Origin of the sequence: Clostridium sp. CM74B_53 (genome assembly GCF_036318045.1) — a bacterium.
Lineage (GTDB): Bacteria > Bacillota > Clostridia > Lachnospirales > Lachnospiraceae > Pilosibacter.
In genome coordinates, this window is record NZ_JAWQDE010000015.1 from 34,160 (window position 1) to 56,318 (window position 22,159).

Genomic DNA, 22,159 nt, shown 5'->3' on the forward strand with positions numbered 1-22,159 from the left:
GATCTTAATATCTCCTTTTATTCTTAAGTTCATCATAGATCAACCGGTAATTGTCATACCGGGATCCTGCGATCTTTCCTGCTTTTACGGCATCCTTGACACCGCATTCCCGCTCTCCTACATGGACGCAGCCAAGGAACCGGCATTCCGGCTCATAGGCTTCAAACTCCGGGAAATAGTCTTTTAATTCCTCCGGCTTCATATCGTCAACAAAGATCGAGCTGAATCCGGGCGTATCCATCACGAAGGTTTCCTTCTCGACGAAAAACAGCTCGGAATGTCTCGTTGTGTGGCGTCCTCTCCTGATCTTCTCGCTGACAGCACCCGTCTCCATCTCCGCCTCCGGCTGGATGCGGTTCGTCAGGGACGATTTCCCGACACCGGATGGACCGGCAAGAGCTGTCGTCTTTCCCCGGAGAAGATCGTGGATCGCCTCGATCCCATCTCCCTCAAGAGCGCAGGATAAGTGAACTTCATATCCTGCGTTCCGGTAGATTTCAGCGAGCCGGTCAGCCTCTCCCTCTTTTCCGAGGTCCGTCTTGTTAAAACAGATCACCACCGGCACATTCTGGGCTTCCATCGTGACAAGGAACCGGTCCAGAAGGTTTAAGTTCGGTTCCGGATCAGCGACCGCGAACACGATCATCGCCTGGTCAATGTTCGCGACGGCCGGGCGGATCAGGGAATTCTCTCTCGGGAGGATCTCCACGATGTTTCCGAGGCATTCCTCCTCTGAGAGCACATCGAATTCCACATTGTCACCCACAAGAGGTTTGATCTTCCTGTTCCGGAATACGCCCTTTGCCTTGCATTCATATACTTTGGAAACGCCGTCATGGACATAGTAAAATCCGGCGATCCCCTTAATGATTTTTCCAGTCATACACTCTCCCATATCTCATCCTGACTGCCCGTATGCTCCGCAGTCAGGTTTCGTATCCGCTCTCTGCCGCCTTTTATCAGCTGTCAACTTCCGTAAAGGTTACGTTGTACGAGGTCAGAACGACATTGTTCGTGAGATCCACGATCTCCACTTCACCGGTCTGCACGCCGTCTGCGCCGCGGATCTTGTCAAGCTTGATATTTAAGGTCGTGTCCGCGCTGTAGGACTTCGGCTCTGCAAGTTTCGTGTAGGTCACTTTTCCGTTTACCGTCTGTTTTAAACGGATCAGGATCTGGATCTCGGAGGACGCTGCCCCCGGTCCGTAGGAGACCTGAAGAGGATAACTTGCATCCAGGGAGGCGATAAACTGTTTTTTCGGTGCTTCCGGTCCGAGACTCACGGTATAATCCACGGTCTCTCCGGGTGCGACCTGGGTTCCTGCCTCAACGCCCTGGCTGATGACATGACCGGCCGAGATCGTACTGTCATACTCTTTTGAGATCTCGCCCGCCACAAGTCCTGCCGCAGAAAGAAGTACGGATGCCTCCGCGTCTGTCTTTCCGTAGAGATTCGGAACAGAGACAAATTCTTCCTCCGGCCCCGTGCTCACATACAGAGTCACAGTACTTCCGAGTGCCACTTTGTCCTCCGGCTCATAGCGGATGATGGTTCCGGACGGGACATCCTCGCTGGATTCTTCCTGCACATCTGCTTTCAGGTTCTTTCCCTCTAAGAGGCGCACTGCCGTCTCAAGAGTCATTCCGGAAAGTCCGAGTTCCGCGAGATCCACCTTGTCAGATCCGGCGCTGATGACGACAGTCACCTTGGAAAAGCGCGGGATCACGGTATCCGGTTCCTCTTTCTGGGAAATGACCATGCCTTTTTCCACACCGTCGGAATTTTCCTGCTCCACCTGCATGGAAAGGTCGAGTCCCTGCAGAATCTTCTCAGCTTCATCCTGTGAATGTCCCACAAGCTTCGGCATGTAGACCTCTTTCTGGCTGATCGTTGTCTCCGATACCGCTGTGGTCTTTGCCTCCTCCGTGGTCGCCTCCTGGGAGACCTGCTCCGTCGGATCTTCCGGCGTGCTGCTCCTGAAGAGGCCGCCGAGTTTCAGGATAAATACGATCACGACCGCCACGATGATCACGGCTGCCGCAACACCCAGGCCGGTCAGGATCTTTTCCAGCCCGGTCGCTTCGTCGTTCTCTTTGCTCTTTTTCTGGTCTTTCTTTGCGCCCTCCGGCTGCTCATAACGTTTTTCCAGATCACGCCGTTCCCTGCGCTCACGGATCTCCTTCACCGGCTTTGACTCCCGGATCCGCTCTCCACTCCTGGTCTTGATCATATTCAGCTCATTCGGGCTGATCACGATCGTATCGGAGCTGTGGTCTTCCTCCTCGATCACACCGACATTCGGATCATCGTCGTTTAAGAGCGCTCTTCTCAGGTCGCTGATCACGGCTGCCGCGCTCGGATAGCGGCGTTCCGGTCTCTTTTCCGTACATTTTAAGATGATGCGGGCAAGACTCGGGGAAACCTCCGGATTCAGTGTTCTCGGATCCGGCATCGGATCTTCCAGATGTGCCAGCGCAACTGTCACGGTGTTGTCTCCCGCAAACGGGACATGACCGGTGACCATCTCGAACATCGTGATACCGAGAGAATACAGATCACTCCGCTCATCGCTGTATCCGCCCCGCGCCTGCTCCGGGGAAATGTAGTGGACGGATCCCACTACCGTTGCCGCATTCATGGTCTGGGAGGAGACGGCTCTCGCGATCCCGAAATCCGCGACCTTCACCTTGCCGTCCATGGAAATCAGCATATTCTGCGGTTTGATGTCCCGGTGGATGATATGCTGCTCGTGGGCAGCCTCGATCCCGGAGGCAACCTGGATCGCGATCCCGATCGCTTCTTTCACTTCAAGATGACCTTTTTTCGTGATATAGCTCTTTAAAGTAATTCCCTCTACGAGCTCCATAACGATGAAGTGGATGTCTCCTTCATCCACAACGTCGTAGATATTGACAATATTCGGGTGGGAAAGTCCGGCTGCCGCCTGGGCTTCCATCTTAAATTTGCTGACAAAAGTGGCGTCGGAAGTAAACTCCGATTTCAGAACCTTGATCGCGACAAGGCGGTTCAGCTTATGGCATTTTGCCTTATACACATCTGACATTCCGCCAGATCCGATCTTTTCCAGGATCTCATACCGATCCTGGAGCATCGTTCCAGGATATAGAATCATACATTCACCTCACTTATCTGAGGTTCTACAAGGACGATCGCAATGTTGTCCTTTCCTCCGTTCCGGTTTGCCTCATCGATCAGGGCGTCCGTCTTCTCTTTCAGTGTATTCGTCGTCTTTAAGACGCGGCTGATCTCTGCGTCATCCACCATGTTTGTCAGTCCGTCGGAGCAGAGCAGAACGCAGTCGCTTTCGAGAAGCGGCACCTCGAAGAAGTCCGCCTCCACACGCTTTCCGATCCCTACAGCGCGCGTGATGATATTCTTCTGGTTCCGGTAGGATTCACTGTCCCGCTCCATCTTCCCTCTCGCGACCATCTCCTCCACAAGGGAGTGATCCCGCGTGATCTGGGCCAGGCTGTCCCGCAGAAGGTAGAGTCTGCTGTCCCCCACGTTTGCCACATACATCATATCGTCCTCGATGGTGGCCGCCACCAGGGTGGATCCCATTCCTTCCCGCTCCGGATCTTCCATGGACTCCTCATAAAGGCCGAGATTCGTCTTTTCAAGCGCTTTTCTCAGGACCATCACCGGACTCACAGCGTCAGAATTTTCGATATTTTCTTTCATATGTTCCACGACATACCGGGATGCGAAATCCCCTGCTTTATGTCCGCCCATTCCGTCTGCAACGATGAACAGGTTCGGGAGCGGTCCCACCGGCTGATCCGATGCAAACAGGAAATCCTGATTGGATCTTCTCACGATTCCGGTATCTGTCTTCGCGTAAGAGATCATGACAGTCCCTCCTCACTCAGGTAACTCTTTCTAAGCTGCCCGCAGGCGCCGCCGATGTCGCGGCCCATCTCCCGGCGGATCGTAACGTTGATCCCGTGTTTTTCAAGGTAGCCTTTGAACGCGTCGATCGCGTCCCGGTTGGACTGTTTAAAGTCACGCTCCTTGATCGGGTTGACCGGGATCAGGTTCACATGGCCCTGCATATCCTTTAAGAGCGCTGTCAGGCGCTTTGCCTCATCGAGGTTGTCGTTGACTCCCTGGACCAGGCTGTACTCAAAGGTCAGGCGTCTTCCTGTCTTTTTATAATATTCCTTACATGCCGGAAGCACCTCCGACAGGGAGTAGCTGTTGGCGATCGGCATCAGGGTCTTTCTCGTCTCATCGTCCGGCGCATGAAGAGAAAGTGCCAGGGTGATCGAAAGACCTTCATCCGCGAGCTTTAAGATCTTCGGGACGATCCCGCAGGTGGAGACCGTGATGTTTCTCTGGCTGATGTTCAGGCCGTTTTCGTCGGAGAGGAGCCGGATGAAGCGGACCAGGTTGTCATAATTGTCCATCGGCTCTCCGCTTCCCATGACCACCACATTGGAAACGCGCTCTCCCGTGGATCTCTGGATCCGGTAGATCTGATCCAGCATCTCTGAAGGACGTAAGTTTCTCGTAAGTCCGTCCAGAGTCGACGCACAGAACCGGCAGCCCATGCGGCAGCCGACCTGGGATGAGATGCATACGGAATTTCCGTGATGGTATTTCATCAGGACGCTCTCGATCACGTTCCCGTCATCGAGACCAAACAGATATTTTCTCGTCCCGTCGATCCCTGATTCCAGCATTCTTACGGTCCGTAAAGACGTATATGTACTGTTCTCCGCGAGTTTTTCCTTAAACGCTTTCGGCAGGTTTGTGCACTCGTCCAGGGATGCGGCCAGTTTTTCATGCATCCACTGGTACAGCTGTTTCGCACGGAACGGCTTTTCGCCGAGTTCCTTCACAAACTCTGTCAGCTCCTCCAACGTCATTGATTTCAGGTCTTTCTTTTCCATTCTCCACTCTCCAAAACAGCAGTTCTGTTATTTTTTCTGTAACTGTCCGGTATATCTGCACAGTTATTTTCTTCTGAATGCCGAGATAAAGAATCCGTCGCACGGATGGACTCCCGGTAAAAGCTGGATCCTGTTCTCCTCGCAGGAAGCTTTTAACGCCTCCGGCAGAAGGTCACGGATCTCTTTTTTCTCAAACGGCAGATTTTTTTCGATCCAGTCCGCGTTCTCTGCATTCTCTTCTTTTGTGATCGTGCAGGTGCTGTAAACAAGCGTTCCGCCCGTTTTCACATACTGGGACACCACAGAGAGGATCTCCCTCTGAAGTCCAGCCAGTTTCACGATCTCATCTTTCGTCATCCGCTCCTTGATATCCGGCTTTTTGCCGATGATCCCGAGCCCGGAGCACGGAAGATCCGCGAGGACAACATCTGCCTGTCCGATCATGGACGGATCCAGGAACGTCGCATCCCAGACCATTGTCCGGATATTGGGAAATCCGCAGCGCATGATATTTTCCTCGATGAGGTCCGTCTTTCTCTCACTCACATCCCGCGCTTCCACCATTCCGGTCCCCCTCAGGAGATCTGCCGCGTGCATGGCCTTTCCTCCGGGGGCGCTGCACACGTCAAGGACAAAGTCTCCCGGCTTGATGGATGCCATCCGGGCTGCCAGAGAGGAGCTCGGATCCTGGACCGTGATCTTTCCCTCCGCGAACGCGGTGACTCGGTCTAAGTAGTCAAATCCGCGGATCGAAGCGATCCCAGGGAATACATCTGACAGATCCACCGTGATATTCTGGGCTCTCAGTTCTTCGACGGTCTCCGCCGCAGGGGCAATACTCTCGTTAAACCGCACCGTGAGCGGACGTTCCTCCAGGAACGATGCCGCGATCGTCTCCGCGGTCTCTTTTCCAAACATCTCCTCCCACATGGACAGCATCCACTGCGGGATCGAATACCGGATGGATGCATCCTTCCAGGACAGATTTTCTTTTTCTCTTGAGACGGTCCTCAGCACACCGTTTACAAAGCCGGAAAGTCCCTGGAATTTTCTCTTTTTTGCAAGCTTTACCGCCTCATTGCAGACAGCGGAATCCGGGACACGTTCCATATAGAGGATCTGGTAGACCGACATCCGGAGGATCTCGCGGATCACCGGTTTCATCTTCGCAGTCTTTACCTTTGAGAAGCGGTCGATCACCGCATCGATCTGGATCCTGTATTCCAGCGTTCCCTCCACGCATCTTGTGATAAATGCGCGGTCCTGGCGTTCCAGAAACAGGTACTTTTCCAGTGCCTGTTTTAAGACGAGATGGCTTAAATTGTGGTTTTCAAGGACTTCCAGGAGGACGTCAAGGACGACCTCCCGGATATTTGTCGTATTAGTTGTCACGTCTGTTTCTTCCTCCAAAGAGAATAATGAGACGAAGAAGCTGCAGGATCGAGGTCGCCGCCGCTGCCACGTAAGTGAGGGCTGCCGCATTCAGAACTTTTCTCGTTCCGCTTACTTCCTCGCCCGCAAGGATCCCCTGGGAATCCAGGAGTCTCACTGCTCTGGCGGACGCATTGTACTCCACCGGAAGCGTCACGAGCTGGAACAGCACCGCAAGGGAGAACATCAGGATCCCGATCTCAACGAGCGGGGAGCCAAGTCCGCCGAACACAAGTCCTAAAAGGATCAGCGGCCAGGAAAGTTTAGAGCCGAAGTTTGCCGCCGGGACCAGAGCGCTCCGGAAGCGCAGCGGAGCGTATCCTTCATTGTCCTGCATCGCGTGTCCGCACTCGTGGGCAGCGACACCGATCGCTGCGACGGAAGTTGCCCCGTATACGGACTGGGACAGATTTACGGTCTTCGTCCGCGGATCATAGTGGTCTGTCAGCTCTCCTGCGATCGGCTGGACCGTCACATCATAGATTCCCTGGGCATTCAGAAGGCGTCTCGCCGCCTCAGCACCCGTCATCCCGGTCATGCTGCGGACTCTCGAGTATCTGGAGAACGTGGAATTCACACGTCCCTGCGCCCAGAGTGAGAGGGCAACTCCGATCAGTACAAGGATGATCGTCGGGTCAAACCCGTATCCATAACCGTAACCATACATTCCGTACATAAACATCTCTCCTTTCGATGTCGTTTCTGCCGTTCCCGTGTTGACTTCACAGTCACTTTTCTGCCTGAGCGCTGCAGTGTGATCCTGCCACAGGCCTTATTCGCAGAAACTTCCGTCTTCCATCTGGAAGCCGCGCAGGAAGGAAGCCGTATCCATCCGCTTCTTTCCCTCAAGCTGAAGCTCTTTTACATCAAGGACGCCGTCACCGGTCTCCACAAAGAGCTGATTTTTTGTCACATGGATCTTTCCCGGAGTCCTCTCGCCCGGAAGGTCAGCCACATCCGCTGCCCAGATCTTCATGGTTTTTCCTGCGTAGGAAGTATAGGCACTCGGCCACGGATTCAAGCCGCGGACAAGGCGTTCGATGGACGCCGCATCCTTTGTCCAGTCGATATGTCCCATCTCTTTCGTGAGCATCTTCGCATAGGAAGTCTCCGATTCTCCCTGGGGAGTTCTCGTGATCGTTCCGTCCTCGAGTCCTTTTAACGTCGATAAGATCATTGATCCGCCAAGGGCAGAGAGCTTGTCAAACAGGCTTCCGCCCGTCTCTTTTTCATCGAGCGGGATCGCTTTCTGCTCGAGCATATCTCCGGTGTCGAGTCCCACATCCATCATCATCGTGGTCACACCGCTCTCCTTCTCGCCGTCGATGACTGCCCACTGGATCGGGGCAGCTCCGCGGTATTTCGGGAGCAGGGACGCATGAACATTCACACAGCCGTATTTCGGCAGATCCAGGATCACTTTCGGCAGGATCTGTCCGAAGGCAACAACGACGATCGCGTCCGGTGCCATCACTTTTAAGAGATCCACAAATTCCGGATCCCGCACTTTCACCGGCTGGTATACCGGGATCTGATACTCGATCGCTTTTTCCTTTACAGGCGTCATAAGAACGGATTTTCCGCGTCCTTTCGGTTTATCCGGCTGCGTCACCGCAGCGATCACTTCATGTCCGCCCTCCACAAGAGCGGTCAGCGTCGGAACTGCGAAGTCCGGCGTTCCCATAAATACGATACGCATATTATTCCTCTTCCTCTCCGACTGTGTCCTGAAGTTCGCCCTCTACAAGGTCCACATAAAGTTTTCCGTCCAGGTGGTCGCACTCATGGAGAATGCATCTGGCAAGAAGTCCGTCCGCCTCGATCTCGTATTCCTCCATATTTTCATTGAGCGCTTTTGCCTTTACATGCTCCGCGCGGGTCACCTGTCCGCATTTTCCCGGAACGCTTAAGCAGCCTTCCTGTCCTGTCTGGCTGCCGCTCGTCTCAAGGATCTCCGGGTTGATCAGTACATACTGGTTTCCGTCATCCACATCGATGACCACGATGCGCTTGCGAACACCTACCTGCGGAGCCGCAAGACCGCAGCCGTTGCTCTCGTACATTGTCTCAAACATATCCTCAATGAGTTCGATCGTTCTCTCATTCATTTCTTTTACCGGTTTGCACGGTTTTGTAAGGATCTCATCTCCGATGGTTCTAATCTGTCTGATTGCCATTTTATCTTATTTCCTCTCATATTTATGATACCGGGGCCAGAAAGGCTCCCGCATTGTTTTTGCCGAAACATGATGTCACGTCAGATCGTACTGCACAAACACATTCCGGAAGAGATCCGGGATGGTCTCCCGTTTCCGGGCAGAATTTCTGATTTTTAATAGTATATCATAACTTTCATGTTTCATATATAAAATTTTTCTGTAATTATCATTAAGTTTATACGGGGAATCCTCCACAGGGCCGATGACTTTCAGCCCGTCCAGAGCGTATTCCCGCAGGATAACGCGTTTTAAGTCCTCCGACGCCCGGACAACATCTGCCTCCCTCTTTGAAGAAAGACCGATCGTCAGGAGTCCCACGAGCGGCGGATATCCCATCATCTTCCGGTAGAGAAGTTCCTGCCGGTAGAACTGCAGATAATCCTGTTCGGCTGCCGAGGAGACCGCATAGTGGTCAGGCGCGTAGGTCTGGATCACCACATCCCCCGAAAGATCCCCGCGGCCCGCACGGCCAGACGCCTGGGTCAGGAGTTCAAAGGTCCGCTCCGCGCTCTTAAAATCAGGCGCATAGAGGGAGAGGTCCGCCGCCATGACACCCACAAGCGTCACATTTTCGAAATCGTGTCCCTTTACGATCATCTGGGTCCCGATCAGGATGTCCGCGCCCCCCTCCGCGAAGGTGGCGAGGATCTCCTCATGAGCCCCTTTTTTTGCAGTCGTGTCCGCGTCCATCCGAAGCACGCGGGCAGTCGGGAACTCCCGCTTTGTGAACTCTTCCAGCTTCTGAGTCCCGGTCCCGAACGGCGCGATAAACGGGGATCCGCAGGACGGGCATCGATCCGGGAGCGGGCGCTCAAATCCGCAGTAGTGACACTTTAACCGGCCGTTTCTGTGGTAGGTAAGACTCACGTCACAGTGCGGGCATTTCATCGCTTTTCCGCAGGAACGGCAGGACACAAAGCCCGCATATCCTCGCCGATTCATGAACAGCATCACCTGCTGTTTTTTCTCCAGCCGGTCTTCGATCAGTTTCTTTAACTTCCGGCTGAAGATCGAGCGGTTTCCCTCTGCGAGTTCTTCCCTGAGATCCACGATGTGGACTCCCGCCAGGCGGCTGTTCTCCTTCGCTCTCTTTGTGAGTGTCAGAAGCCGGTACTCCCCCCGTTCCGCCCGGTAGTAGCTCTCCACGGACGGAGTCGCAGATCCGAGAACAAGGACCGCCCCGCTCATATCTGCCCGGACGCGCGCCACCTCTCTCGCATCGTACCTCGGCGCCGTCTCACTCTTATATGCGCCTTCATGTTCCTCATCGATGATGATGAGGCCGAGATCCGGGAACGGTGTAAAAAGAGCGGAACGAGGACCGATCATGATGTCGATCTCCCCGTTTGCCGCCCGTTCCGACTGTTCATAGCGCTCACCGGCCGAAAGCCTGGAATTCATGATCCCGACCCGGCTTCCGAATCTCCGGTAAAAGCGCATCACGGTCTGGTAAGTCAGGGAGATCTCCGGGATCAGAACGATCGCCTGTCTGCCCTCCCGCAGGACATGATCGATGAGTTCCATATAGACTTCCGTCTTTCCGCTTCCCGTGATCCCGTAGAGCAGATAGGTATTTCTCAGTCCGGAATCATAGTCCCGGATCACAGTCTCTGCTGCCCGTCTCTGTTCCTCATTCAGGGAAATATTCCGCGCGGATGAAAAGCTTCCCAGGTGTCCCGGTTCCTTCGGCGCCGCTTTTAATTCGACGATCTCTTTTTCCACCAGCGGTTTTAATGTAGCGGATGTGACGCCGAGTTTCTCCGATGTGAGCTTTAACGGCAGTTCATCGTTTTCCAGGAGCGCCCGGTAAAGCCGGACTCTTGCCCGGAATTTCTTCTTTTCCGCTTCTATGAGCAGCGTCTCGATCTCCTCCCGGGGTTTTAAGGAGACGATCACCCGCTCCTCCCTGGGCGTCACTTTCACCTTCACGGGGAGGACCGTCCTTAACGCCTGGTTCATCGTGGTCGCATAGCGGTCCTTCATCCAGAACGCCAGACAGATCATCTGGGTACGGATCGGGACCGCACCTTCCTCCACCGACATGATCTCTTTCATCTTTTCCGGGTCGTAGTCCGTCTCCGTCGAGAGCCCGACGACGATGCCCTTCCGCACCGTGTCACCCTTTCCGAACGGGACATTTACCTGTACCCCCGATTTTACAGCTTCTCTCAGATGGGCCGGGATCCGGTACTGGAAGATCCGGTCCACATTTTTTACAGAAAGATCAATGATAATGTCCGCGTACTGTTCCAATCCGGGTCCCTCCTTTCTTTGAGAAGCTTTATAGCAGTTTTTATGTTACTTCTCTTCCAGTTCCGCAAATTTGTCCGCGACAGCGGAAAGTCCCATGGAGTTGGATCCTTTAAAGAGGATACAGTCTCCGTCTTTTACTTCCTGCTCCAGATACTTCACCATCTCGTCGCGGTCTAAAAACTCCACGACCGGGATCTCCTTCACCGCACGGACGCCTTCCGCAAGACACTTGCTCGCCTCTCCGAGTGTCACAACGAGATCCACCCCGGAATTTGCCGCGTATTCACCGACCTCCCTGTGGTAGGCCAGATAATTTTCTCCGAGCTCCTTCATATCCGCAAGGACAGCGATGTGGCGCTTTCCGGTGAGTCCCTTAAATACATCGAGCGCCGCTTTCATGGATGCCGGGCTTGCATTATAGGAATCGTCCATCACCGTGAAGCGTCCGTCCGCATAGACCTGCTGGCGGTGTTTGAAGCCGTGGAACGTTAAAAGTCCCTCCGCTGCCTCCGCCATCGTCATGCCGCGCTCACAGCAGACCGCGATGGCCGCCATGGCATTCATCACATTGTGCATGCCCATGACATTCAGGCGGATCTTCTGTGTCTTTCCGCCGTGGAGCGCCGTAAATTCAGCTTTTCCGTCCGTGAGGACGAGATCCACCGCGCGGTAATCACAGTTTTCACCGGTTCCGTAGTAGACGGTCTTCACGCCGTCCTTTCCTTTTGTCTTCTGCAGCATATCGTCATCGCCGTTTAAGACGAGAACGCCGCCGTCGGAAAGTCCGTCCTGGATCGTCATCTTTTCTTTATAGATATTCTCGCGCGATCCAAGCTGCTCGATGTGGGTGATCCCGATATTTGTGATCACTGCGATATCCGGCTTTGCGATCTGCGCGATCACGGTGAGCTCGCCCGGCTCGCTCATTCCAAGCTCCAGGACACCGACTTCATCCGCCTTTGTGATCTCGGACACAGTGATCGGGACGCCGACCTGGCTGTTGCTGTTTCCCGGAGTCTTGTATACATGGTAACGGGCAGAGAGGGCCGCTGCGATCATCTCTCTCGTCGTAGTCTTTCCGACACTTCCTGTAACGCCGACGATCGGCAATGTCAGGCGCTTTCTGAGATAACGTCCCACTGCCTGGAGCGCTTTCTTCGTGTCATCCACAGCGATCCATGCGCAGGAAGTCTTTTCCATCTCCTCTGTCTTCGCGTTCTGCTCACTTGTGAGGACAGCGCCGGCGCCGTTTTCAGCCACCTGCGGTAAAAAACGGTGCGCATCGACCTTCTCACCGATGATCGGCACAAAGAGGTCTCCTGCCTCCACCTGTCTGGAATCCAGACGGATCTTATTTAACAGGGCATCGTTGTTTCCGGAGAGCAGCACGCCCCCGGTGGCACGAACGATATCCTGAACACTTACGTTCTCCATTACTTTCCAATCTCCTTTACTGCCTCTTCCACAACTTCCCGGTCAAGGAAATGGTGCTTTACTCCCTCGATCTCCTGGTAGTCTTCATGGCCTTTTCCGATGATCGCGATCATGTCGCCTTCCTCAGCGTTGTGGATCGCGTAAAAGATCGCTTCCCGTCTGTCCGGGATCACGATATACTTTCCGTCCGTCTTTGCAAGACCAACTTCGATATCTTTGATAATGTCCTCATTCTTCTCAAACCGCGGGTTGTCGGCTGTGATGATGCAGAGATCCGCCATCTTTCCGCCGATCTCGCCCATGGAATATCTGCGGTCCCTCGCACGGTTTCCGCCGCAGCCGAAGACGCAGACGAGACGCTTCGGATGATAATCCCGGAGTGTCGAGAGCAGGCTTTCCATGCTGACCGCATTGTGCGCGTAATCGACGATCACGCTGCACGTTTTTGACACATAGACGATCTCCATGCGGCCGTCCACGCGGACATTTTCAAGGGAAGTAAGGACTGCTTTCTGCGTTTTTTCATCCAGGTTTCCGCTTCCGCCGGAGAGCGCAAGAGAGCACACTGCGAGAGCCGCAAGAGCGTTGTCCGCATTGAATTTTCCCGGCATTCCCACACGGACTCTGCCGTTGAGCGGTCCGTGGACGGAGAATTCGATCCCCACGAAATCATGGTCTGACGCATAGTGAATGTCATCACCTGTAAAATCTGCATTCCCGCCCAGCGCGTATGTCACCAGTCTGCAGGATGCATCACGGGTGATCTCCTCATAGTGGTCGGTCAGACGGTTCACGACACCTGTTTTGCAAACAGTCAGAAGTCTTGATTTATAGAAAAGATATTCCTCGAAGCTCTTATGCTCCTTCGGCCCGATATGGTCCGGGGAAATATTTGTGAACAGGCCGTAATCAAACATGATCCCGCCGACTCTGTGCAGCATCAGTGCCTGGGAGGAAACCTCCATCACGCAGCACTCGCAGCCGGCCTCCACCATCTTGTGGAAATACTCCTGCACCACATAGGATTCCGGAGTCGTATTGGAGGTCGGGAATTTCTCATCCCCGATGACAGCTCCGTTCGTTCCGATAAGCCCGGTCTTCTTTCCGGCGGCTTCCAGGACCGCCTTGATCATGTAGCTCGTCGTGGTCTTTCCCTTTGTCCCGGTGATCCCGATCGTGATCAGCTTCTCCGCCGGATAGCCGAATCTCGCCGCGGAGAGTTCCGCCAGTGCAAGTCTTCCGTTTTCTACCCGGATCACCGTCACATCTGCCGGGACTTCCACTTCTTTTTCTATCACGAGGACCTTGCAGCCCGCCTTTAACACATCCGGGATAAACTCGTGGGAATCCCTGGTGCTGCCCTGAATGCACACGAACACAGAATCCGGTCTCGCCTTTCTTGAATCATAGATCACTTCATCCACGTTCTGATCCAGACTGCCGGAAACCAGAACATATTTCATGCGTTTTAACCAATCTCCAATTACCACTGTCGTCATCCTTTCCCATAACCCGCACAGGCGGGAACAAAAAGCGCCCGCCTGCAAGTTTTCTTTCACTTTTATAATTTAGAACAGTCCTGTGATCTTTCCGTTCTCATCCACGTCGATATTGTCCGCCGCCGGTTTTTTCGGAAGTCCCGGCATTGTCATGATCGCACCTGTGAGCGCAACCACAAAGCCGGCACCCGCGCACACATAGACGTCGCGCACCGTCAGATCAAATCCCTCCGGACGTCCCAGCTTCTTCTGGTCGTCAGATAAGGAATACTGGGTCTTCGCCATGCAGACCGGAAGATCGCCGAATCCCATCTCTGTGATCTTTGCGATTGCCTTTTTCGCCGCCGGGGAATAGCTTACGCTTCCGGCTCCGTAGATCTCCTTCGCGATCGTCTCGATTTTGTCGGAGATTCCCATCTCATCCGGATATAACGGAGCGAAATCGCTCTTCTTTGTCTCCAGAGTATTTAATACCTTCTTTGCGAGCTCGATACCGCCGTCGCCGCCTTTTGCCCATACTTCGGACAGAGCGAACTCACATCCTCTCTCCTCGCAGAAATTCCGGATAAACTCGTACTCCGCCTCGGTGTCTGTGAGGAAGGAGTTCAAGGTAACTACGACCGGAACGTGGTATTTCTGGATATTCTCGATATGTTTCTCCAGGTTTACGATTCCCTTCTTTAACGCGTCAAGGTTCTCCTCGGAGAGCTGGTCCTTCGGAACACCGCCATTATACTTTAATGCGCGCACGGTCGCAACGAGAACGACTGCGTCCGGATGGATGCCGGCCTTGCGGCATTTGATATCGAAGAACTTCTCAGCTCCGAGATCCGCGCCGAATCCTGCCTCCGTGATCGCAACGTCAGCAAGTTTTAATGCGGTTCTTGTTGCCATAACGCTGTTGCATCCGTGGGCGATGTTCGCGAACGGTCCGCCATGTACAAGGGCGCCTGTGTGCTCCAGGGTCTGGACCATATTCGGCTTGATAGCGTCTTTTAAGAGCGCTGCCATGGAGCCGACTGCGTTGAGGTCCTTCGCTGTCACCGGTTCTCCCGCGAAATTATATGCTACGATGATCTTTCCGAGACGTTCCTTTAAGTCCTTCATATCCGTCGCCAGACAGAGGATCGCCATGATCTCGGAGGCAACCGTGATCACAAAGTGGTCTTCACGGACAAAGCCGTCCGCCTTTGCACCGAGGCCGACAACGATATTTCTGAGCACACGGTCATTCATGTCCAGGCATCTCTTCCAGAGGATCTGTCTCGGGTCGATCCCAAGTGCATTTCCCTGCTGGATGTGGTTGTCCAGGAGAGCAGCCAGAAGGTTGTTTGCCGTTGTGATCGCATGGAAATCACCGGTAAAATGAAGGTTTAAGTCCTCCATCGGAACAACCTGGGCATATCCGCCGCCGGCAGCTCCGCCTTTGATCCCAAAGCACGGTCCGAGGGACGGTTCACGGAGGGCAAGCATTGCTTTCTTTCCGCATTTTGCCATCGCCTGGGCAAGTCCGATACTAGTGGTCGTCTTTCCCTCTCCTGCCGGAGTCGGGTTGATCGCTGTCACCAGAACGAGTTTTCCGTCCGGTCTGTCTTTGATCTCCTGCCAGAGCTCATTGGAGATCTTTGCCTTGTACTTTCCATAAAGTTCCAGGTCATCCTCAGTGATTCCATACTGGGATGCAACGGTAGTGATCGGGAGCATCTTTGTCTCCTGTGCAATCTCGATATCGGTCTTCATAATCGGTATCCTCCTTTTGTAGTAGCATAACTTTTCAGTGGATCTGCGCAGTTCGCGTCCGGCAGCCGTCTGATATCCACACAGCTGCCGCAGTTCCTAGTATCCTGCTTCCAGGAATTCTTCGAACTCTTCCATGGACATTAAGATCTTCCTTGGCTTCGTTCCTTCTTCCTCACCTACAACACCGGCCTCGGCAAGCTGATCCATGATCCGGGCAGCGCGGTTAAAGCCGATCTTGAACATTCTCTGCAGCATACCGATCGACGCTTTATCCTTTTCGATAATGAACTTGCCCGCGTCCGTAAAGAGCGCGTCCCGTTCATTCTGTCCGCCCGCTCCTCCTCCGAAGGAGGACTGGCTCAGTTTCTTTTCGATTTCCGTGTTATATCCTGCATCCGTGTTCTGTTCTTTTAAGAACTCGGTTACATTTGATACCTCGCCGTCCGAGACGAAAGCGCCCTGAACACGGAGCGGTTTCGGATAGCCGGACGGGTAAAACAGCATATCGCCGTTTCCTAACAGTTTCTCCGCGCCATTCATATCGAGGATCGTTCTCGAATCCACGCCGGATGCGACAGAAAAGGCAATTCGTGACGGCACGTTCGCCTTGATCACGCCTGTGATGACGTTGACGGACGGACGCTGGGTCGCGATCACAAGATGGATCCCCGCAGCGCGGGCGAGCTGTGCTAGACGGCAGATCGCGTCCTCCACCTCATTGGAAGCGACCATCATAAGATCCGCCAGCTCATCGATAATGATGACGAGCTGCGGCAGTTTCTTCGGGATCTGATCAGCAGGGATATCCCCGCTCTCCGCCAGAGTCTGAACCTTCGCGTTATATCCCTTCAGATCACGGACATTTGAGGCCGCAAATTTGTTGTAGCGGTCCATCATCTCCGCAACTGCCCAGTTGAGCGCGCCGGCCGCCTTTTTCGGGTCGGTCACGACCGGGATCAGAAGATGCGGGATCCCGTTATATACAGAAAGTTCCACCACCTTCGGGTCGATCATGATGAGTTTTACGTCATCCGGTGACGACCGGTAGATGAGGCTCATGATCATTGTATTGATCCCCACGGATTTACCGGAACCTGTCTGTCCTGCGATCAGAAGATGCGGCATCTTCGCGAGATCCGCAACGACGACCTGGCCGCCGATATCCTTTCCGACGGCGAACGCCAGCGTTGACTTATGGTTTTTAAATTCCGGGCTCTCCAGAAGATCACGCAGATATACGATGCTGTTGACCTTGTTCGGGACCTCGATCCCGACGGCCGCCTTTCCTGGGATCGGCGCCTCGATACGGATATCCGCCGCCGCGAGATTCAGCTTGATATCGTCCGCTAAAGACAGGATCCTGCTCACCTTCACGCCCTGTTCCGGGTGAAGCTCATACCGGGTGACCGTCGGGCCGCAGCTGATATTCGTCACAGTGACCCCAACGCCGAAGTTCCGGAGTGTCTGCTGAAGTTTGATCGCGGTATCCTTAAATTCCTGCCCCGACTGTCCCGTCACAGGAACACCTTTCTTTAAGAGATCAAGCGGAGGGATCACATACGGTTTCTTCGGTTTTTCCTCCGTCTGTTTGATCTCCTTTAAGACTTCGTTTCCTGCCTCTTCTCTCTCGGCAGCTTCCCGCTTTCTCGCTTCCGCTTTTTTCTTTATGATCTCTTCTGTGTCCGTTTCGATCACCTTGCCGGAAGCGGTCACGACCCTGCGCCTGTCGTCTGCAGATTCGCGGGCTGCCGGACGGTCCGGTGAACGATCTTCCTGGTACGTCGGCTGTTCCATGTCTGACTGTCCGGATGCAGCCGGCGCCGGTTCCACGATCGGATCCGCCGGTCCTGGTCCGGGCTCCGGGATCTCCTGTACTTTTGACGGACTGGTTTCCTCAGCCCATTCGTCCGTTTCGCTGTCGTCATGGAACTCTGTCACAGGACCATCGTGCTCCGCACTCTCCGGATGGGCCGCTCTGTAAGCGCGGCTTCCCGGCTCCGCAGCCGCCTGGATCCAGTAATCGTCATTTTCCACATACGGCTCCGTATCGAGAAGTTCATCATCTGTCAGATCCATCACGGACTTTTCTTCTGAAATCCGGGACGTTTTCGGAGTTTCCACGGTTTCAGATACGGATACAGGTTCGCTTTCAGCAGCGGCAGCGGTCATTTCCCCGCTCTTTGCTCCTGTCTCCGCTTCTATTTTCTGTCCGCCCTCTGCGGATACCGTCTCCGGCATCTCTGAAGGTTCCCGGTTCTCTGCGCTCTCATTCTGCTCCGGAGTCTCTGAGCGGAAGATCTTTGCTTTCCTCTCTGCGTCTCTTCTCATCGCGGCGAGGATCTCACCGTCCTCCCCAGACTCCCCGACAGGGATATCCGGAATGTTGGATAAGACAGACACCTTCGGTTTTCTCTCCCAGGCTTCCGTCTCCCTCTTCTTTTCATCCGGGAAAAGATCCGGATCATCAAAGGCATTCTCCCCATGACGGATAAACACGTCCTCGTCCTCACGGGTTCCGGCCGATGCCGGAGCTTCCGCAAACGGAACTCGTTCTGTATTCTTTGCAGTCTCTTCCGCCGGACGGGATTCCGCCGTTCTCTCTTCCCGGGAGACATCCGCCTCCTCAAGAGGACGTCCGCCCATCGTGATCTTTCCTTTGAAGATATCGGCCGGATCCGGCTGCATCTGCTTCGCCTCTGATCTTTGACCCTGTTTTTCCTCATGATATGTACCGGAGGCTGCTTGTTTCTCCTCCGTCACGTCCGTCTCAGAAACCGCCTCGGCATCCACAACCCCCATATATCCGCCGGCGATCCCGCCGAAATCCGGATTTTTCGAGAAATCCGTCGCCGCAAGGTTTACACCCTGGACGCGCTGTTCTTCCCGGAGTCTGCGCTTTTCAGCCTGGCGCTCCTCATGGATCTCTTTTCTTCTGCTGTAATCTTCCTTCGCGTACTGGTAGGCTTTCCCGCTTCCGCTCTTCACCGCGGACACGAACGATCTCTCCGTGATGCATACCAGGGAGATGATCATGAACATGATGAGGACCACATAGGCTCCGATCGTTCCGACCGCTGTGTGAAGGATCATGACGAGGACGCCGCCGATCACACCGCCGCCGAGTCCGCTCGCGCCGGCAGACTGGTAGATATCGAGGATCGTCTGCCCTTCCTGGTATCCGCCTCCAAAGATCAGCTGCGCAAGTCCGCAGAGCACGATCAGCAGGACCTCCACCGCGATCATCTTGTAGACCGCGCGGATATTTCCCTTATTTGAGGCGTAAAATAACAGCTCCGCGAAAAGCAGGAGCGGTGCAAGATAGCCGATACAGCCAAATACACCCAGCATGATCTGGCTGAAGAAATTCCCGAGAAATCCGCAGATATGGAAGTTGCTTAAAAATAACAGCACACATACCGCGAATGTTCCGAGGATCACCGCTTCGGATTGTAAAAATCCGGTGTCCTCCTCGTACTCCGGTTCCGGCTCTCTCTTCTTTGCCGTGGATCTTGTCTGATTTTTTGCTGTCTTATTTTTAGACGCCTGTGCGGATCTTCCTGTTGTCTTCGCTGTTGATGATGATCTCGTTCTCACAGACGTCTGTGATTGTTTTGTCGTTTCTTTTTGTTTCCTGGTTCCAGCCAAGTGCTTTTCCCCCTTTTATTTTACAGGGCAAGTACCCCAAAGTATAGTATACAAAAAAAATTTTCAAAATGCAACCGTAAGAAATCACAAACCGAACATATTTTCGATTTCAGATTTTCTACCTGTGGGAAACAACGTTTTCTTCCATCATCCTGTTTAATCTCCCGATCGCGTCCCGGATCCCGCCTTCCCCGTCGATAAGGCCGCACTCCACCGCCTCTTTTCCGACAAGTACGGTCCCGAGATCCTTTGTCAGCATTTTTGTATTGTGCATGAGCTTTTTCAGTCTTTCCCTGTCGATCCGGCTGTGCTCCGACACAAAACTTATGATCCGCTCCTCGATCATCTCAAAATATTCATACGTCTGTGCCGTTCCGATCACCATCCCGCTCATGCGCACCGGATGCACCAGCATCGTTCCGGTCGGCACAATAAAAGAATAATCCGATGCCACTGCAAGCGGAACTCCGATCGAATGGCTGTCCCCGATGACAAGAGACACCGTCGGCTTGCTTAAGGAGGCGATCATCTCCGCCAGTGCCAGTCCGCAGCTCACATCTCCGCCGATCGTGTTGACAAGGATCAGGACACCGCCAATCGTCTCATCGCTCTCCACCTTGGCGAGCTCCGGCAGGATATGTTCATATTTCGTCGTCTTTGTGCTTCCCGACAGGTTCTCATGTCCCTCAATCTCCCCGATGATCGACAAAAGATGGATCCTCTTTCCGTTCTCCTCAAGCGTCGCCTGACCGTTCTCCCGGATCCGTTCCTCCTCCGCCTTTATCCCCTTCTGTTCCTTTTCATTCATATCAAAAAACTCCTTTCCGACATACCAGGTATCCCCAGTATGCACAGAAAGGAGTTTTCCTATCCATTCCATTTCAGGAAATCATATTCTGTTTTGAGTCATTCTCCGTTTTAAGAACGGTTTCCGATCACATCCACGATACAGATCGGTGTGCGGTAATTCCAGGTCGAGATCTTGATCCCGCTCCGGCGGCTCGCCGCATTGATGACCTGCCCGTTTCCGATATACATTGCAACATGATTGATCCTTCCACGGCTGTTTCCGTAGAATACCAGATCACCCGGACGCATCTCGCTCGACTTGATCCGTTTTCCGCTCTTTGCCTGGGATCCGGAATAATGCGGGAGGGAGATTCCGAAGTTTTTCATAACGGACATCGTAAATCCGGAGCAGTCCGCTCCCTTTGTGAGGCTCGTTCCGCCCCATACATACGGATTTCCAAGGAATTTCATCGCGTAGTTTACGATCCGGCTCCTTAAGGACGCGCTCTCCTCCGTCGGCGAGAACTTGATCGCCTCGGAAAGGGCGTACCGTACCTCTACGAACTCGGAAGATACATAGGCCGCCGAGATCTCATCATCTCCGTCTCCCTCGCCACTCTCATCAAATTCGATCTTTACCCAGCCGTCAAGCTGTTCTGCGACATGGTAGCGCTCGTTCTCAGAGATCTGTGTCCAGATCTTCGCATCGGTGGACGGCTCCGTTCTCGCATTCAGTCGGTCCGCATGGACGATCGCCATTAACTCCGCATGGTTCATCGCCGCCTGCTTAGCCTCGTCTCCGGTGAGGATATAATCGCTCTTTACATATCCGGTGATCCCGCCCGAACTGATCTTGTACCAGCCGTTCGCATCCTCCAGGATCTCGCATCCGGCATAGCTCGGGAGTTTTCCGATGATCTTCTCATTTTCCCCGGCACCAGCACGGATATTCAGATAGTTTGAGACATTGGAAACACCGGGACGGTCATAGAAATTTAAGACCATCGCTTTCATATCCAGCTTGTTCGCCTCATTCATACAGAAGCGTTTCTCCGCATAATCCGCAGAGATGTAACCGCCGGAGATCTTATACCAGCCGTTCTCTTCCCCGACGATCTCGTGGAGCTCTCCCTGCAGGCATTTTCCGACGATCTGTCCGTCTGTGGACGGAGTCTCACGGATATTCAGGTTATCCGCCGTAATATAGGCGCGCTCCTTCACGAGGTCCTTCGCAGCCTCTTTCGCCTCATCCCCGGTGAGGATGTATTCGGAGCTTGCATATCCCTCAACTTCCCCGGAGCTGATCTTTACCCAGCCATCCAGAGTCTCTAAAATCTCACAGGCACTTCCGTCCGAGAGCGTTCCGACGACATTCGCCGCTCCGTCCGGGTCTTTTCTGATATTCAGGTATCCTGTCACCTTCGCGATCCCGAGATTTGAATAGGAATCGATCACTTCCTGGATCTTCGCATCTCTCGCCTCAGACTCTGATTCGATCTCAGCGCGGCTCTCCTCTTCCGCCGCAAGGGAAGACTCCTCCGCACTCTCGCTCTCCGCCGCCGACTCGGAAGCCGCCTGTGCTGCCGCCATCTTTGAGCGGACCGCAGTCACAGCCTTTCCTCCGAACAATACCGCCAGAGCGATCACCGCAAGAACTGCTGCGCCGATCACCAGGATCCCGTAGTGTTCCCAGAAAGACGGTTTTCTTCTCCGCTTTCTGCTCGCTTTATTGATTGAATCCATATAGTTTACCGTATCTTTATCATCATTCATATGTTTCTCTCCATGCTGTTTCCGATTTCCGCTCCCCGTCTGTCACGTTCCGATCAGACGAAGCAGCGCGTTTTGTGGGCAGGGACAATTGTCCCTGTCATGCACATACAAACATTAGTGTAACATATCTGTAATCAAAAAGCAAAAAATTTTCTATTAAAAAATTGTGAACATGGCGTCACCCGGTGACTGTGCACGGTGCTCCTTCCCCGGGCACTGTCGTCAGCCGGAAAACAGATCCTGTATTTTTTCTTGCACAAGCGACATTTATAATTGAAAACATTGCTAAATTTTTGTATAATATTCTTAATTATTTGTCCATATTGTCTAAAGTTACAAAAGTCATGACTTTTCCGGCATATGGAATCGGATCTTCTGAACGCTTTCACGTTGTATATAAGTCTGATGCTTTTTACCGGCCGGACGCAGCCGGGATCTTATCAGACTGAGATAAATTCACCC

Annotated in this window: 15 protein-coding genes; all 15 read right to left on the reverse strand. The window is 53.6% G+C overall.

Annotation, left to right across the window (positions count from 1 at the left end; translation table 11 throughout):
* Positions 1 to 4 precede the first annotated feature (4 nt).
* The 15 genes from rsgA to V2546_RS12315 all read right to left on the reverse strand — a co-directional run bounded on the left by rsgA (position 5) and on the right by V2546_RS12315 (position 21,697).
* A complete protein-coding gene (gene rsgA / locus V2546_RS12245) occupies positions 5 to 883 on the reverse strand; it encodes a ribosome small subunit-dependent GTPase A (RefSeq protein ID WP_329752460.1) in 879 nt (292 codons plus the stop codon).
* A 76-nt stretch (positions 884 to 959) separates the two neighbouring features.
* Positions 960 to 3,134, reverse strand: coding sequence for a Stk1 family PASTA domain-containing Ser/Thr kinase (pknB, locus tag V2546_RS12250; RefSeq protein ID WP_329752461.1), 2,175 nt, complete (start codon positions 3,132 to 3,134; stop codon positions 960 to 962).
* Positions 3,131 to 3,871, reverse strand: a complete 741-nt coding sequence (locus V2546_RS12255; protein WP_329752462.1) for a Stp1/IreP family PP2C-type Ser/Thr phosphatase — start codon at positions 3,869 to 3,871, stop codon at positions 3,131 to 3,133. The genes pknB and V2546_RS12255 overlap by 4 nt, the downstream gene beginning before the upstream one ends.
* Entirely contained in the window at positions 3,868 to 4,914 is a 1,047-nt protein-coding gene (gene rlmN, locus V2546_RS12260; RefSeq protein WP_329752463.1) for a dual-specificity RNA methyltransferase RlmN, read from the reverse strand. Before rlmN ends, V2546_RS12255 begins: the two co-directional genes overlap by 4 nt.
* Before the next feature lie 63 nt (positions 4,915 to 4,977).
* Positions 4,978 to 6,306: a 16S rRNA (cytosine(967)-C(5))-methyltransferase RsmB gene (gene rsmB / locus V2546_RS12265; protein ID WP_329752464.1), complete on the reverse strand. Its 1,329-nt coding sequence runs from the start codon at positions 6,304 to 6,306 to the stop codon at positions 4,978 to 4,980.
* A complete protein-coding gene (locus V2546_RS12270) occupies positions 6,296 to 7,021 on the reverse strand; it encodes a zinc metallopeptidase (RefSeq protein ID WP_118298099.1) in 726 nt (241 codons plus the stop codon). Before V2546_RS12270 ends, rsmB begins: the two co-directional genes overlap by 11 nt.
* Before the next feature lie 96 nt (positions 7,022 to 7,117).
* Positions 7,118 to 8,044, reverse strand: a complete 927-nt coding sequence (gene fmt / locus V2546_RS12275; RefSeq protein ID WP_118298098.1) for a methionyl-tRNA formyltransferase — start codon at positions 8,042 to 8,044, stop codon at positions 7,118 to 7,120.
* A gap of 1 nt (position 8,045) precedes the next feature.
* On the reverse strand, positions 8,046 to 8,522 hold the full coding sequence (gene def / locus V2546_RS12280) for a peptide deformylase (RefSeq protein ID WP_118298097.1): 477 nt from the start codon (positions 8,520 to 8,522) through the stop codon (positions 8,046 to 8,048).
* A 75-nt stretch (positions 8,523 to 8,597) separates the two neighbouring features.
* Positions 8,598 to 10,817: a replication restart helicase PriA gene (gene priA, locus V2546_RS12285; protein WP_329752465.1), complete on the reverse strand. Its 2,220-nt coding sequence runs from the start codon at positions 10,815 to 10,817 to the stop codon at positions 8,598 to 8,600.
* A 45-nt stretch (positions 10,818 to 10,862) separates the two neighbouring features.
* On the reverse strand, positions 10,863 to 12,251 hold the full coding sequence (locus V2546_RS12290; RefSeq protein WP_329752466.1) for a UDP-N-acetylmuramoyl-tripeptide--D-alanyl-D-alanine ligase: 1,389 nt from the start codon (positions 12,249 to 12,251) through the stop codon (positions 10,863 to 10,865).
* Positions 12,251 to 13,741, reverse strand: coding sequence for a UDP-N-acetylmuramoyl-L-alanyl-D-glutamate--2,6-diaminopimelate ligase (locus V2546_RS12295; RefSeq protein ID WP_329752467.1), 1,491 nt, complete (start codon positions 13,739 to 13,741; stop codon positions 12,251 to 12,253). The genes V2546_RS12290 and V2546_RS12295 overlap by 1 nt, the downstream gene beginning before the upstream one ends.
* A 78-nt stretch (positions 13,742 to 13,819) precedes the next feature.
* A complete protein-coding gene (locus V2546_RS12300) occupies positions 13,820 to 15,490 on the reverse strand; it encodes a formate--tetrahydrofolate ligase (protein ID WP_118298094.1) in 1,671 nt (556 codons plus the stop codon).
* 96 nt (positions 15,491 to 15,586) lie between these two features.
* Complete coding sequence (locus tag V2546_RS12305) at positions 15,587 to 19,135, reverse strand: DNA translocase FtsK 4TM domain-containing protein (RefSeq protein WP_329752469.1); 3,549 nt, start codon at positions 19,133 to 19,135, stop codon at positions 15,587 to 15,589.
* A gap of 118 nt (positions 19,136 to 19,253) precedes the next feature.
* The gene (locus V2546_RS12310; protein ID WP_329752470.1) at positions 19,254 to 19,943 is read right to left on the reverse strand and encodes an ATP-dependent Clp protease proteolytic subunit; all 690 of its coding nucleotides are present in this window, start codon (positions 19,941 to 19,943) and stop codon (positions 19,254 to 19,256) included.
* Positions 19,944 to 20,053: 110 nt separating this feature from the next.
* Positions 20,054 to 21,697, reverse strand: a complete 1,644-nt coding sequence (locus V2546_RS12315) for a C40 family peptidase (protein ID WP_329752472.1) — start codon at positions 21,695 to 21,697, stop codon at positions 20,054 to 20,056.
* Positions 21,698 to 22,159 lie beyond the last annotated feature (462 nt).